We start from the raw sequence: 15,692 nt of genomic DNA on the forward strand, positions 1-15,692 counted from the left end.
AAGCCCACCAAGCCACCCATAAAAAAAGTAGCCCTGCCAAAGGCAAGGCTACTGTAGATACATCACATGCAAAGGCATCATGATGTTCTTTGAAGACATAAAATAGAAGTTTCTCTTGATTTTTAACACAGTACCTGACGAATGAATCTTGAAAGAATATGTCCACGGTCTATAACTTTTTCTGGCAGCGCCTTAAAATAAAAACCTCCCAACTCTTTTCAGCCACGCGCCAAAGCATTTTTAAAGCTCCGCATCTGTCCGTACTTTTCAAGCCGCAAAAAAATATTCATCATTTCAGCAGAGCCAGTCTCATTATAAGCTTTCTGCTGTAATCGATTTTTAGTGAACATATCATATGAGTAAAAAATACAACGTATACGGCATTGGAAATGCTCTGGTAGACCTGGAATTCAGTGTAACTCCCGACTTTTTAGAGGAGCATGAAGTTAAAAAAGGATTGATGACGCTGGTGGACGAAGATACGCAGCACCGACTCATTTCAGCCATTGATCACAATAACACGGAAAAGAAATCAGGCGGATCTGCAGCCAATACTGTGATTGCCGTAAGTCAGTTTGGTGGGAAAGCTTTTTACTCCTGCAAAGTAGCAGACGATGAGTTTGGTGATTTTTACCTTAAGGATATGGAAGATGCCGGTATCCCCACCAACTTTGACCGGCAGGATCGGGAAGACGGGGTAACCGGCAAATGTCTGGTAATGATTACGGATGATGCCGATCGTACCATGAATACTTATCTCGGAATTTCCGCTGGACTTTCAACCAATGAAGTAGATGAACAAGCCATCAAAGATTCTGAGTACGTGTATCTTGAGGGATACCTGGCAGCCTCAGAAGGTGGTTTAGAGGCGATGAAGCTTGCCAAAAAAATTGCAGAAGACAACGATGTGAAGACGGCTATTACTTTGTCGGATCCTTCGATAGCGGAAGCCTTTGGGGCTCAGTTCCGGGAAGTGATTGGCGCTTCGGTTGACCTGTTGTTTTGCAACGAGGAAGAAGCGAAAACCTTCACGCAAAAAGAAGACCTCTTGGAAGCCCGGGAAGCCCTGAAACAAGACGCCCGTAGGTTTGTGATCACCCAGGGAAAAAACGGGGCCATGATTTATGACGGAGATACCTTTATCGACATCGAGCCCTACAAAGTGAAAGCGGTGGATACAAATGGGGCGGGAGATATGTTTGCCGGGGCCTTTTTATATGGCATAACTAACAATCTGGGGATCGCCAACTCTGGTAAATTAGCCAGTCTTGCGGGTTCCAAAATCGTATCTCAATACGGTCCAAGATTGAAATGGCACGAAGTACAAGAGTTACTGCACGAACTTAAATAAAGAGATTTAATAGATTTATGAGTGGAATAGAATTATTGGGATGGCTGGGCTTTGGTATACTGGTTGCGGCCTGGATTCCCCAAACCTGGGAAACGATAAAGCAGGGAAGTACGTCCATGAACATTGCGTTCATCATCATGTACTTTTCATCCAGCCTGATGTTGACGGTGTATTCTGTGCTGATTGATGATACTGTGTTTACAGCATTGAATGCCTTGCTAGCAATTGGAAGTGGTATCAATATGTATTACAAGTTCTTTCCCCGTACCGTACGTCCTGCCTGATTAATTTCAAACCCTGTCAATTATCGTAGTTTATGAAGCTTGAAAAACTGGTTATTGCCTCCCAAAACCCGCACAAGATTGAAGAACTTCAGCAATTGCTGAACCCAATGGGTATTGAAGTGCTTTCTACCCAGGATTTTCCAGAGCTGGAAGAAGTGGTGGAGGACAAGGAAACGCTTGAAGGCAATGCCCTGAAGAAAGCACGTTATGTGGCTGAAGCAACCGGCTTGCCGGCGTTATCCGATGATACCGGACTGGAAGTAGAAGCTTTGGATGGTGCCCCCGGAGTGTATTCTGCACGTTATGCGGGAGAAGGTGCCAGTTACCAGGATAACGTGGATAAATTGCTTAAAGAGCTGGGAGGCGTAGCCAACCGGGCCGCTCAATTCCGAACGGTAGCCGCTCTTGTAAAAGGAGAACACGAATTTACTTTTGAAGGAGTATGCAAAGGAGAAATACTCAAAGAAGAACGCGGAGATAAAGGCTTTGGCTACGACCCGGTTTTTAAGCCGGAGGGTTATCAGGAAACCTTTGCTGAACTATCATCAGCCATAAAGAATGAAATATCTCACAGGGGAAGAGCTATTCAAAAGTTTGTGGAGTTTTTGAAATCTGATAAGTAGTAGGTGGGGTTCAAATCTTGCCCCGTTCAAATAGGACCCAATCCCTCTCCCTTGTCCTTCGGTAAAGCATACATTTGGTCACTGGTCATTGAAAACACCTTCGACAATTCTCAGAATTTTAGCAGGCAATTCTGTTTATTGGGATATGAATAAACATGAAGAACTCATCTATACATTTTATACGGCTTTTCAGCAGCTGGATGCCGATACCATGGTGAACTGTTATCATCCCGATGCCAGCTTTAAAGACCCGGTATTTGAACTTCATTCCAAAGAAGAAATCGCTAAAATGTGGAACGGACTTTGTAAACGGGCAAAGAAATTCGAACTTAATTTTGATCAGGTAAAAGCCAATGAATCTACTGGATTAGCCCATTGGGAAGCTACCTACCTGTTTTCGAAAACAAACCGAATGGTAACCAATAGCATTAATGCTGAATTTCGATATAAGGATGGATTGATCATAGAACACATCGACAGTTTTGACTTTTGGAAGTGGAGCAGGCAGGCACTCGGGCTAACAGGGTACTTGTTGGGGTGGAGCTCTTTTCTGAGAAGCAAAGTTCAGAAACAAGCAATGAAAAGTTTGAAGTGATGTTGGCGGAAGTATGTAGTGATTATTGGATAAGAAATCGCCCTCTGCAGCCCTGAATTCGGGCTAAAGTCAGGGTGGGTTTTTCGCAAGGGCCAAGAAAGCATTCAAAAATTTGTAATCCTTCCAGGATTTGCCGAACAATAAAGACTAAATCCGGTTAAAAGAGGATGATGGTACAGCAAAAGCCCTTAATCAGCACCAAATTTACCGGAATGATATCGGTGCTGTAGTTGTATTTAAAACAGAAACTAAAAGAAAACAGATTATGGCTTATACACTCGAAATAACTGACATTGAAGAAGTAACACATGATGTACGAAAATTCACCTTTGAAAAACCCGATGGCTTTGAGTTCGAGCCCGGCCAAGCCACAGAGGTTGCTATTGATAAAGACGGGTGGAGAGATGAGAAACGTCCATTTACATTTACTTCTCTAACAGATGATGATTTCCTGCAGTTTGTAATTAAAATTTATCCTGATCATGATGGAGTGACTGAGCAGCTGGGAAAACTGGAAGAAGGTGATTCCCTGATTATTGACGATGCCTGGGGAACCATTCAGTATGATGGGGAAGGCATATTTATAGCTGGTGGAGCAGGAGTAACACCATTTATCGCCATTTTCAGGGATCTGTACGAAAAGGGCAAAATTGGCAATAACAAGCTTATCTTTTCTAACAAGACCGAAAAGGACATCATCCTCAAAGAAGAGTTTGAGGAAATGCTCGGAGATCAGTTCATACCCGTGATCACCGATGAAGAGCCGTCAGGTGATCATATCTTTTTGGATGGCTTCATTGATAAGGATTTTCTGGAATCTCAGATTGACGATTTTGACCAACCTTTTTACGTATGCGGACCGCAGCCTTTCAACGAAGCCATTATGGACTACTTGAAAGAGCTTGGGGCTGAACCGGATGCACTGGTATTTGAGGAGTAAAACGGGTGTAGGTATTAGTTAATGGGTTATTGGTTATTTGTACTACTCATTACTCACTTTATCAGTGGGTACAACCAATAACCATTTACCATCAACCAATTTATATCCCTCCAAAATAAATACTGTTAGCGCTCGGAAAAGCACTGTATGGTTGGATAGATTTGTATTATTTTAACAGGTCAATCTAAACATCTACAGATTTACCCCGGCAATGAGACAAAAGCTGCTAAGCGAAGGCGCTAAAGAACTTAGTTACGAGATACGTGAAATCGTAAAGAAAGCCAATATTCTCCAGAAAGAAGGCGTGGACATCACGTGGGAAAATATTGGCGACCCCATTCAAAAGCACGCGAAAGTGCCGGCATGGGTAAAAGAAATTGTACAGCGCCTGGCAGCCGATGATCTCAGTTATGGCTATTGCGACTCTAAGGGTGATCCTAAAACCCGGGAATTTTTAGCAGCAAGAACCAATGCCAAGGGTGGCGCTCAGATCACTTCGGATGATATTCTCTTTTTCAATGGTTTGGGTGATGCCATATCCACACTGTATCATTATCTGGATACTACATCCAGAATTATAGGTCCCTCACCGGCTTATTCAACCCATTCTTCGGCCGAAGCGGCTCATGCCAATCATCAGCCTCTTACCTACAAACTGGACCCGGACAATCACTGGTACCCGGATATGGAGGATATGCGCAAGAAAGTGCAGTACAATCCCAATGTGGTAGGGATACTGCTCATCAACCCGGATAACCCAACCGGTATGGTGTATCCGAAAGAAATTTTGGACCAAATTGTGGAACTGGCCAAAGAGTTTGGGTTGATCCTGATATCGGATGAGATCTATCACCAGATAACCTATAATGGTGCCCGTGCTTATGCGCTATCCGAGATTATTGATGATGTGCCAGGCATTGCCATGAAAGGGATCTCTAAAGAATTGCCCTGGCCGGGAGCACGGTGTGGCTGGATTGAATGCTACAACCGTGACAAGAGCAAAGACTTTGATGAGCTTTGCAATGCCCTGGATGATGCCAAGATGATTGAGGTTTGCTCCACTACATTGCCTCAAATGGCAATCCCTGAAATTTTGGGAGATGCCCGTTTTGATGAATACCGCCAAAACCTGAACGAACACATTGGGTGGCGAAGCAGCTTTATTGCTGATACTTTATCAGAAGTACCCGAACTGATTATCAACAAAACCTACGGCGCTTTTTATAATACCATTGTGTTTAAAGAGGGCGTGTTAAAGCCCGATCAGGAATTACAGATTGATAATCCCGCTGCCAAGGCAAAAGTGGAAGAATGGGTAAAAGATGTCCCGCTGGATTTTCGCTTTGTTTATTACCTGTTGGGAGCTACCGGTATTTGTGTGGTGCCCATTTCCTCCTTTTGTTCGGATTTGCTTGGCTTCCGCGTTACCTTGCTGGAAGAAGACGAAGAGATGTTAAAGAGAACCTTCCGGCAGATCAGAGATTCCGTGCGCGAGTATCTCGATTCCTGATAAACGCTGCTGATTTACCCACAGAAACTTTGTAATACTGATTTATAAACCGCGCTTTTCAAAAAGTTCGGAGGTTGATATCATACCATGAAAGAATCCGCAAAAAAGAGAATAGACGAGCAACAGCAAATTTTGCATGAGATCGTTGACCGGTTTTATGCGGGCGATTTTTTTAGTGTGAACCTTGCAGCTATGTTGCCTGAAGTTCCTGAGGATAAAAAGGTTTGGCTGCTGGGTGCCGGTAAAGCTTCGGTAGATATGGCCCGTCAGGTAGAAGATTTTTACGGTGAACAGATAGTAGATGGGATGGTGATTGCTCCCGAAGCTGAAAAGGGATTGTCACGCATACAAGTGTTTAAAGGGACGCATCCGTATCCGGACGAAGATTCTATTTCGTCTTCTTACGAATTGATGCAACTGGCATCACATATCCCTGAAGAAGATCAGGTGATATTTTGTTTGTCTGGCGGGGCCTCTGCACTTTTTAGCATACCAGCCGGAAATATTGAGCCTGAAGACTTAGGAGAAGCCTACCGGGTTTTACTGCGCTCCGGGGCTTCTATTCACGATATTAACACCGTTCGCCGTCATATCACCAAAACCGGCGGTGGAAAATTAGGTCAATTGCTTGCAAGTCATAACCTGCATTCCTTTTTACTTTCCGATGTTCCGGGCGACGGTCCTCACATTATTGGCAGCGGACCGACCGTGGCAGACCCAACGACTTTTAAGGAAGCATTTCAGAAATTGAAGCATCACCAACTATGGGAAAAGATGCCGCACAGCGTACGTATTCATATCAGTAAGGGGATGCACGGCAACATCCCCGAAAATCCCAAACCGGGTGAAGTAGACTGGCCAAATCACAAAGTAGAAGTGATCTCTGCTCCCAAAGAAAATGCCCAACAAATTGGGACCTATTTAAGCGACAAAGGCTGGCATGTACAGGTTGAGCCCGAAGCCTATGATGATTCCCTTCGTAAGGTGTCCAAGAAGATGTGCGGGGATGCCATTTCTGTACTCAGAGATAAATCCAAAAAAGAACAACCGGCTGCTTTCATTTATTATGGGGAAAGTACCGTTCAGGTTCAAGGATCAGGGAAAGGGGGACGTAACCTGGAGTTGGCGCTAAATGCTGCTATTTCATTGGAGGGTCAGCACCCGGTATCTGTGCTTAGCCTGGCTACTGATGGGGTAGACGGGCCGACCGATGCAGCAGGGGCTATTGTAGACTCACAAACCACACTGGCTGCCCGTAAGCAAAAGCTTGATCCAGAAAAATATCTTCAGGATAACGATTCCTATCATTTTCATGAAAAGGCAGGTACTATCATTAAAAAAGGTCCTACAGGAAATAACCTGATGGATTTACAAGTGGTGTTGGTGGGTTAAAAGGTTGGCATTATAGCTGTCGTTACATGCTCTTAATTACCGGCAGTAGATATAAAAATAGATGTCAGATTAAGTTTAGAGGTCATTCCGCGTCGGAGGCCCGGAATCTTATTGCTTGCCAGGTATCAATAGTTAAATTCAATGCAACAATTAGATCTCTGCCTTCGCAGGGATGACCTTAAAAATCCAATTTATCCTGTTTCACCTATTCTTATATTAAACTCACGCTAATTAGAACTCTGGCTTATTTGATCTGCATCAAAAGTAATGATGAAGCGGGTCCAGTCATCGGTTACAACAGATACGTCCCCATTAAAGCGCTCAGCCAGTACATGAATCAAGGTCATACCGAGTGAGTCACTTTCCTCTAAATTTAATTCAGCCGGTGCCACATTGCCCGTATTTTCGACTCTCAATTCCATTTTTTCTCCCTGTTGCTTGAAGGAGATATTGATTTTTCCTTTTTCAACATCTTTAAAACCGTGCTTGTAAGCATTGTTGATAAGCTCATTCAGTACAAGTCCAAATGGGATAGCCTGTCGAGTCTTCATTGAAAAAGGAGCAACATCAATGGTTACCTCAATATTCCGCTGATCGGAGGCGTAGGTTTGGGTTATTTCCTCGGTAAGTTCTGAGATATATACGTCCATGCTAATCTCAGATAGTGTGGTGGATTTATAGAGCTTTTCATGCACCTTTGCGATGGATTTTATTCTGGACTGGCTGGCTTCAAGCATATCCTGCACCTCTTTAGACATACCTTCTTTCTGAAGTTCCAGCATGCTTGAAATAATGGAAAGGTTATTTTTTATGCGGTGATGGATTTCTTTCAGGAGTATCTCTTTTTCTTCCAGAGATTTTGTGATTTGTTCTTCCTGCTTTTTTCGGGTTGATATATCCCGTACACTGCCAACTATCGCTTCGGGATTACCGTCTGGGCCGTAAACGAGCAACCGCGCATTGCTGACCCATACCCAATTGCCCGAGCGATCCTTAAGCCGAAATTCAACAGCCGGCATAAAGTTTTCGCTATCTGGTTGTTCATACCGTTCAACCACTTTTTCCATCTCTTCGCGGTCGTCAGGATGCATATTGTTGAAGATAAACTCAACACCTTCTTTCTCAAGCTTCTCAGGTTCATAGCCCAGCATGGTTTTAAGGGCCGGGCTTACGTATTCATATTTCCTGGTTTTGAGATTCATTTTGTAAAGAACGTCGCGGGAATTATTGAGCATGTCTTTAAAGCGCTCCTCACTTTTGCGAAGTGATTCTGCCCAGGCTGAGGTGCTTTTTATAAACCGGCGTGTAAGCCAACCACCAATACTAATCAGGGTAAGTCCAAATATGATGGTACTCCATCTTAAAAAACGGTTTACACTTCGGGCCATATCCCCCATGGCAATCGAAAAAGACTCTTTTATTTGACTGATATCGGCATCAAGCTGTAAGAGTTGGTGTGCCCATAATTGCTTTTGGTTTTCGGAAACCGGGCCTGCCTGAAGTGTGGTATGAATGGAATCGGCAATCTGATTCAACTCAGATACTTTTTCGTCTCCTCTTTCCCAGAGATCAAGCGCTTGTTGAACAGAAGTAGTCCATCTGAAACGGCGAAATAAGGAAATCATATGGGGAATATCATCTGGATGATTCTTGCCTTGCAATAAACCATTGTAGGTTTTTTGTGGATCGAAATCTTCCCTGATGAGTTCCTTACGGGCTTGTTGATCTCCAAGATTAATAAGAAGAAGTTCTTTATAGTACTCATAATGTTCCTCTTCCTGCGAAAAAATATAATTATTAAGATGAAGAACAGCTTCTTTTTGTGCCTTGGCCCAATAGCTTTCTGCAGTAATGATAGCACGTATCCCAGAGGTAGTGTTGATGGATACATTAACCAGCACGATCAAAGAAATGGCACAAATTATCCCGAAAAAAATAAGTGCATAAATCTTTCGATCAATATCCAGTCGATATTTACCGGCTTTTCCATCCATAATTTTTGCCTCAAATTGGAGATTATATTACATACTCCTAATATTGTCTTACTCTCTTTTTTAGACTCTCAATGGTTTATAGGCGAAGAACTCGGATCCCTCACCTATCGTTTCTCTGTCTCTAAACTGATTTAGCGGGTTAGCTTTTTGTATTTGATACGATGTGGTTGATCATCCGTTATTCCAAGACGTTGCTTCTTGTTCTCTTCGTATTCTTCAAAGTTACCCTCAAACCAATACACCTGGCTGTTGCCTTCAAAGGCCAGAATGTGAGTAGCAACACGGTCAAGAAACCACCTGTCGTGCGAAATTACCACGGCACATCCGGCAAAGTTTAACAACGCTTCTTCAAGTGCGCGTAGTGTGTTTACATCCAGGTCATTGGTAGGCTCATCCAAAAGCAGTACGTTAGAGCCTTCTTTCAGCATCTTGGCCAGGTGAACACGGTTACGTTCTCCACCGGAAAGCTCCGTTACTTTTTTCTGCTGATCGCTGCCGCTGAAGTTAAAACGAGCTACATACGCACGTGAATTTACTTCCCGGTTCCCGAGTTTGATGGTTTCATGTCCGCCAGAAATCTCTTCCCAAATGGTTTTGGAAGGATCAAGTGGCCGTTTTTGATCTACATAACCGAGGTCCACGGTATCACCGGTAATCAGTTTTCCGCTATCCGGTTCTTCCTCTCCGGTAATCATTTTAAATAAGGTGGTTTTACCGGCACCGTTAGGACCAATAATGCCAACAATACCGCCGGGAGGGAGGCGGAAGTTCATATCTTCAACCAGCAAGCGATCTCCGAATCCTTTTTTAACATCTTCGGCTACAATAACTTTATCACCGAGGCGAGGACCTGCTGGGATGAAGATTTCCATATCTTCCCGGCGCTTTTCATTCTCTTCAGAAAGCAGCTCTTCGTATTTGTTGATACGTGCTTTGCTCTTGGCTCTTCGTCCTTTGGGATTTTGTTGAATCCACTCCAGCTCTTGCTTCAGCGTTTTTTGTCGTTTGGATTCTTCTTTCTCTTCCTGTGCAAGTCGTTTTGATTTTTGATCTAACCAGGCACTGTAGTTGCCTTCAAAAGGAATACCTTCACCACGGTCAAGTTCCAGGATCCAGCCGGCTACATTATCAAGGAAGTAGCGGTCATGGGTTACAGCGATAACGGTACCTTCGTAACGGGCAAGGTGTTGTTCCAGCCAGCCCACGGATTCGGCATCCAGGTGGTTGGTAGGCTCATCGAGGAGCAGTACATCGGGCTCTTTCAATAATAGACGACACAAGGCTACACGGCGGGCTTCACCACCAGATAATACTTCTACCGAAGTGTCACCGGGAGGACAGCGGAGGGCATCCATAGCCTGCTCCAGCTTGCTGTCGATATCCCATGCTTCCGTCTGGTCTATTTTTTCCTGAAGCTTCGACTGTTTTTCGATGAGTTTCTCAAAATCGGCATCGGGATCGGAAAAAGCCGCATTCACCGCTTCGTATTCATTCAGCAGGTCGATGGTTTCCTGTACGCCTTCCTGCACAATCTCTTTTACCGTTTTGGAAGGATCCAGTTTGGGCTCTTGAGGCAGGTAACCAAAGGTGATGCCTTTTTGTACGCTAATGTCGCCCTGGTATTCCTGATCTTCGCCCGCAATAATTCGGAGTAAGGTAGATTTACCGGCACCGTTCAGGCCCAGTACGCCAATCTTGGCTCCATAATAAAAGGAGAGATAAATGTCTTTAAGAACCGTTCGGTTAGGTTTATAAACTTTTGAAACCCCAACCATCGAAAAAATAATCTTTGTATCGCTCAATGCACTGTAATTTGATTAGACAAAAAGTTAAGTGGGCAAAGGTACGAAATTGCCGGTAATTTTACGTGATGTGAATATCGAATTTAATGTTGGAGCAGGGTTTTACCGGGGAAGGGATTATATCGTATAAGAGGGTAGTATTTTTTTGTTTTGGAACAAATAGCGTTCTCCTGTTCTTTTGAAGAAACGTTAAGCTTAGTCACAGCTTAGTTTTCCACCGCCCCATATCTTGTGTCTCTTTGGAGAGACCGGTTTGCAAGCAGCCACCGCGCTGCTAAAAACCAGAGAGGGTAGTGTGGCTATTTCGTGGTTTAAGGCGCTGTTCGTGCCCTTGGCTTCCCTCTCCCTCGCTTCATGAGCACGCTCATTTCGCATGCCCTCTCCAAAGAGGGACAATTTCCTGGCCTGAATTAGTCTCACGAATCAAAATCACATTTATGACTTAGGATTGGAGCACATAATCCTCAAAATCTATACAATCCTGCAAAATCCCGGTTCAAAAAAAGAGAGTGCTTTAACCAACTGCGATGCAACAAGATACTCGCTTGGAAACGCCAAATCCTACTTTTAAACCCTTTAAAAGGATGTAAATCACATATTTTTATTTTCAAAATGGAATGAAAGTTATGGTTTTGTGTTTGTATTGGGTGACTATTTAATCATAAACAAACCCTATTCATCATGAGAACACTTAAAAAAATTACCGGAGTTTTTGCCTTAATGGCATTTCTTCTATCGACCAATTTACAAGCGCAAGACAGCGATATCGTAGAACTCGCTGTAGAAACTGAAGAACTTTCAACCTTGGTTACTGCCGTACAGGAAGCCGGGTTGGTTGAGACGCTACAGAGCGACGGTCCGTTCACCGTGTTTGCTCCTACCAATGAAGCTTTCGCAGCTCTTCCGGAAGGAACGCTGGAAATGTTGCTGAAGCCTGAAAACAAAGACAAACTGACTGCAGTGCTTACCTATCACGTAGTGCCTGCCAAAGTAATGTCTGGTGATTTAAAAGATGGAATGATGGCTGAAACCGTACAAGGAAGTAAAGCTACCATCAAGCTGAAAGATGGAATGGCATGGGTTGACGGTGCCAAAGTAGCTATGGCTGATGTCAATGCTTCAAATGGAGTGGTACATGTGATTGACAAAGTGATTTTGCCCCCAAGCATTGAAAAAGCATTAGCTTCTTCTGACGAAGAAAAGAAAGACAAGAGCTGGTAGTCATAGATCCAGACAGGACCATCCAAGCCGGAGTCATTGTGACTTCGGCTTTTTTTATTGGTCCCAGCCGAGGGTTAAAAACCCTGCACTTTTTGACTCGCTCCCAAGCTCCTGCTTGGAGGCGTCAATGTGAAGCTTCAGTAAAGAAAAGCATGTTAAAGCTCCGTCAATACGAATCTGGATTTTCAGGAATTTCACTGGACGAACAAGATTAAAAATCCTGGTAATCCACTAATCCTTTAAATCATGGTTCAAAATGAATAAGCAGAAATAGGCTCTCTAAATCAAAAACCTAAACAAGTGCGGCTGGTTATTCACATACTCATAATTAATTTTCGCCCTTTCCATACGCTCCAATAATGGCTCAAAATCATCCTTATCCTTGATTTCAATACCGATGAGGGCCGGTCCTTGTTCGCGACTGGTTTTCTTGGAATATTCGAAATGGGCAATGTCATCATCAGGGCCTAATACCTTGTTTAAAAACTCGCGCAAAGCTCCGGCACGCTGTGGGAAATCCACAATGAAATAGTGTTTCAGTCCTTCGTACAACATGGACCGCTCTTTAATTTCCGCCGTTCGGGTGATATCGTTATTGCTGCCACTTACCACGCACACTACGTTTTTGACTGCCAGCTCATCCTTTAGAAAGTCCAAAGCCGCTACAGAAAGAGCTCCGGCAGGTTCGGCTACAATGGCTTGCTCGTTATAAAGCTGTAAGATGGTACTGCAGACTTTGCCTTCGGGCACGGTTACGACTTTCTCCAATACTTCCTGGCAAATCTTAAAGGTATGGTCGCCCACGCGTTTTACAGAAGCTCCATCTACAAATTTGTCGATTTTTTCAAGGGATACGATTTTGCCGGCTTCCAGAGATTTCTGCATAGCTGGTGCTCCGGCAGGTTCCACCCCGATAATTTTGGTATTAGGGGAGAGCACACTAAAATACGAACCGATACCTGAGGAAAGTCCGCCGCCGCCAACGGGTACAATGATATAGTCGATGGGTTCTTCGGTATCTTCCAAAATCTCCTTGCCTACGGTACCCTGACCTTCAATAATTTTGGGATCATCAAAAGGGGGGATGAAAGCGGCCTCTTGTTCTTTACAGAACTTCATGGCTTCCTCAAAGGAATCGTCAAAAGTGTCGCCGATGAGCTTTACATCCACAAACTCTTTCCCGAACATTTTCACCTGTTTAACTTTTTGCTCAGGCGTGGGTACCGGCATAAAAATGGTGCCTTTGATTTGCTTTTTGGCACAGGCAAAAGCAACTCCCTGGGCGTGATTTCCCGCACTGGCGCATACAATACCATGCTGTAATTCCTCATCCGAAAGACTTTCAATTTTATGATAGGCTCCACGAATTTTGTAGGAGCGAACTACCTGTAAATCTTCTCTTTTCAGCCAGATGTTGGCTCCGGTCTGTTCGGAAAGCTGGTGGTTGTACATCAGGGGCGTACGTACGGCTACATCTTTAAGCACATGGGCTGCTTCCTGTATGTTTTGAACCGATACGGTGTTAGATGTTGTTGCCTCGGGCATTTTTTGATTGATGATTTATTATTTTTTATTGATGAATGGCTTGAGTTTAAAAAACAAGCGTTACATACTGCTTTAGTGTTAACCAAGGCCGTGAATAGTCTCTCCTTGAGGAGAGTACGGCTTTAGCCGGGAGAGGTGTTGGGGCCAGGGAGTAATTGCTTGTTTTAGGTAATGTACTCCTTGGCCACTTACACCCTCCGCACATTTTGGCGAGCCAAAATGATGGCACCTCCCTCAAGGGAGGATTTTATTTTTTGCCAGTTCCAATTTTTTGACTTGCTCTCAAGCTCCTGCTTCAGTAAAAGTATTATTTCTTGTTCCGCTGCTCTGCTGCGGAATGCCTGCCGGAACCTCTGGTTCCAATAGTTTAAATAGAGGCCTTTGCACCATTTACCCACCCCTTTATCCCCGCCAAGCGAGGAAACTAAATGTAAAAACTGAGAGGTGGATAATGACTAATTATTGTTTATAAAATCCATGCAGGCCTGTTTCAAGCGTCCCGCTTGGAACAAAGAACAAGGATCAGTAATACTTAGCCAGTCAAAGTTGGCTAAACCAAAAAAAAGGCGGACAAATCTGTCCGCCCTACATGGTTATTCAGCTGCTTCTTCTTCGACGGGGGTATTTTCCGGGCGTAGTTGTCGCACGGTAGACCCGGCTTTCCACATTTCGGATTCGCGGAGTTCAGCCAGTTCTTCTTCCAGCTTCTCGCGATAATCTTCCTTCGAGTTGGAGTCGATAGAACGCTGGGCCTCGCGACCTGCAGCCACTTCTTCATAAAGGTTTTCAAACACGGGCTTGGTGGCATCACGGAACTTCTTCCACCAGTCAAGAGCACCGCGCTGGGCGGTAGTGGAGCAGTTTGCGTACATCCAGTCCATGCCGTTTTCAGCTACCAGCGGCATCAGCGATTGCGTGAGTTCTTCCACCGTTTCGTTGAAAGCTTCAGAAGGAGAGTGGCCATTGGCACGGAGTACATCATACTGCGCCGCAAAAATACCTTGAATGGCGCCCATCAGGGTTCCGCGTTCACCCGTTAAATCACTGTACACTTCGTCTTTAAATGTAGTTTCAAACAGGTAACCTGAGCCTACGCCAATACCAAGTGCGGTAACGCGTTCTTTGGCTCGGCCGGTAGCATCCTGGAAAATAGCGTAACTGGAGTTCAGTCCGCGTCCTTCCAGAAACATTCTGCGCAAAGATGTACCGGAACCTTTAGGAGCAACCAGGATTACATCCACATCGTCAGGAGGGATGATACCCGTGCGGTCTTTATAGGTAATGCCAAAACCGTGAGAGAAATAAAGGGCATCGCCGGGATTGAGTGCACCTTTTACGGTATCCCAAACAGCAATTTGGCCTGCGTCGGAGAGCAGGTACTGCACGATGGTTCCTTTCTGAGCGGCTTCCTCAATTTCAAAAAGATTTTCGCCGGGTACCCAGCCGTCTTCCACGGCTTTGTCCCATGTGCTGGAGTTTTTGCGCTGCCCTACAATTACATTAAAGCCATTGTCTTTCAGGTTCAGTGCTTGTCCCGGTCCCTGAACTCCATAGCCCAATACCGCAATGGTTTCATCTTTTAGGGTTTCTCGTGCTTTGTCGAGCGGAAATTCTTCCCGCGTTACTACTTCTTCTTCGACTCCGCCAAAATTTAGTGTTGCCATGATATGTTAGTTGTTTGTTTTATGAGTGATTTAATATTCGTTGATCGCTCCGACGCAAAGCGTTTGGTGCGAGTAGTAATGTGAAATAGGTGTTTTGTTGATAATTTAAACGATGGTGACATTTACCCACCCCTTAATCCCCCGACAAGCCTGCCGGGGGAAACTCATTAAGGATAATAGTGGGAGAGTTCACCAATCTAAGTTTTTCAAAAGCATGATAATCAGGCTTCAGCTTCGGCTAAGAGCTTTTCAACATCCTTACCGATACCGTCTCGCTGCCGTGATACGGCAATGCGTCCGGAGCGTACAAATTCGTTGATGCCATACGGTTTCAATTCATCGAAAAGAGCCTTGGTTTCTCTGCGGAAACCTGATTTCTCGATCACTACAAAATGCTCTTCAATGGTTAGGAAACGGGCGTTGTGCTCTCGTACAATCCGCTCTATTTCCAGGCCATTGGTTAATGATTTGGTAGAAATCTTATACAAAGCCAATTCCTGCTGAACCACTTCCTTCTTGGTATAGTAGTCCGCTTTCAGTACCTCCACCTGCTTCTCGATTTGTTTCACCACTTTGATAACCTGATCAAGCGTTTCCGTTACCGCGATGGTAAACCGGTGGATGCCTTCGGTCTCGCTTTCAGAGGTAGTGAGGCTTTCGATGTTTATTTTCCGCTTAGTGAAAATGATGGTGATCCTGTGTAAAAGACCCACATGATTTTCAGTATAGGCGGTTATCGTAAATTCTTGTTTGTCTGATGTATTCATAAGA

At 44.3% G+C, this 15,692-nt stretch carries 13 protein-coding genes; 8 read left to right on the forward strand and 5 right to left on the reverse strand.

What is annotated here, in order from left to right:
- Positions 1–355: 355 nt before the first annotated feature.
- From FN815_RS11695 to FN815_RS11725, 7 genes are all read left to right on the forward strand, one after another.
- Positions 356–1,351, forward strand: a complete 996-nt coding sequence (locus FN815_RS11695; RefSeq protein WP_142454825.1) for an adenosine kinase — start codon at positions 356–358, stop codon at positions 1,349–1,351.
- Positions 1,352–1,368: 17 nt separating this feature from the next.
- On the forward strand, positions 1,369–1,635 hold the full coding sequence (locus FN815_RS11700; protein WP_142454826.1) for a PQ-loop domain-containing transporter: 267 nt from the start codon (positions 1,369–1,371) through the stop codon (positions 1,633–1,635).
- Positions 1,636–1,667: 32 nt separating this feature from the next.
- Positions 1,668–2,258, forward strand: coding sequence for an RdgB/HAM1 family non-canonical purine NTP pyrophosphatase (rdgB, locus tag FN815_RS11705; RefSeq protein WP_142454827.1), 591 nt, complete (start codon positions 1,668–1,670; stop codon positions 2,256–2,258).
- Positions 2,259–2,403: 145 nt separating this feature from the next.
- Positions 2,404–2,853: a nuclear transport factor 2 family protein gene (locus tag FN815_RS11710; protein ID WP_142454828.1), complete on the forward strand. Its 450-nt coding sequence runs from the start codon at positions 2,404–2,406 to the stop codon at positions 2,851–2,853.
- A gap of 265 nt (positions 2,854–3,118) precedes the next feature.
- On the forward strand, positions 3,119–3,793 hold the full coding sequence (locus tag FN815_RS11715) for an FAD-binding oxidoreductase (protein WP_142454829.1): 675 nt from the start codon (positions 3,119–3,121) through the stop codon (positions 3,791–3,793).
- Between the two features lie 211 nt (positions 3,794–4,004).
- Complete coding sequence (locus tag FN815_RS11720; protein ID WP_142454830.1) at positions 4,005–5,303, forward strand: pyridoxal phosphate-dependent aminotransferase; 1,299 nt, start codon at positions 4,005–4,007, stop codon at positions 5,301–5,303.
- An 87-nt stretch (positions 5,304–5,390) separates the two neighbouring features.
- Complete coding sequence (locus tag FN815_RS11725) at positions 5,391–6,695, forward strand: glycerate kinase type-2 family protein (protein ID WP_142454831.1); 1,305 nt, start codon at positions 5,391–5,393, stop codon at positions 6,693–6,695.
- A gap of 227 nt (positions 6,696–6,922) precedes the next feature.
- On the opposite strand, the gene FN815_RS11730 is transcribed toward FN815_RS11725, so the two are convergent.
- The gene (locus FN815_RS11730) at positions 6,923–8,689 is read right to left on the reverse strand and encodes a sensor histidine kinase (RefSeq protein WP_142454832.1); all 1,767 of its coding nucleotides are present in this window, start codon (positions 8,687–8,689) and stop codon (positions 6,923–6,925) included.
- A gap of 131 nt (positions 8,690–8,820) precedes the next feature.
- Positions 8,821–10,491: an energy-dependent translational throttle protein EttA gene (gene ettA, locus FN815_RS11735; protein ID WP_185957278.1), complete on the reverse strand. Its 1,671-nt coding sequence runs from the start codon at positions 10,489–10,491 to the stop codon at positions 8,821–8,823.
- A 681-nt stretch (positions 10,492–11,172) separates the two neighbouring features.
- Here ettA and FN815_RS11740 point away from each other — a divergent pair.
- Complete coding sequence (locus FN815_RS11740) at positions 11,173–11,712, forward strand: fasciclin domain-containing protein (protein ID WP_142454833.1); 540 nt, start codon at positions 11,173–11,175, stop codon at positions 11,710–11,712.
- 279 nt (positions 11,713–11,991) lie between these two features.
- On the opposite strand, the gene ilvA is transcribed toward FN815_RS11740, so the two are convergent.
- From ilvA to ilvN, 3 genes are all read right to left on the reverse strand, one after another.
- Entirely contained in the window at positions 11,992–13,257 is a 1,266-nt protein-coding gene (gene ilvA / locus FN815_RS11745) for a threonine ammonia-lyase (protein WP_142454834.1), read from the reverse strand.
- Between the two features lie 593 nt (positions 13,258–13,850).
- Positions 13,851–14,921, reverse strand: coding sequence for a ketol-acid reductoisomerase (ilvC, locus tag FN815_RS11750; RefSeq protein ID WP_142454835.1), 1,071 nt, complete (start codon positions 14,919–14,921; stop codon positions 13,851–13,853).
- 221 nt (positions 14,922–15,142) lie between these two features.
- Positions 15,143–15,688 (reverse strand): acetolactate synthase small subunit, encoded by a 546-nt coding sequence (gene ilvN / locus FN815_RS11755; RefSeq protein ID WP_142454836.1) that lies wholly within the window; start codon positions 15,686–15,688, stop codon positions 15,143–15,145.
- Positions 15,689–15,692 lie beyond the last annotated feature (4 nt).

It is taken from the genome of Gracilimonas mengyeensis (assembly GCF_900182705.1).
Taxonomy (GTDB): Bacteria; Bacteroidota; Rhodothermia; order Balneolales; family Balneolaceae; genus Gracilimonas; species Gracilimonas mengyeensis.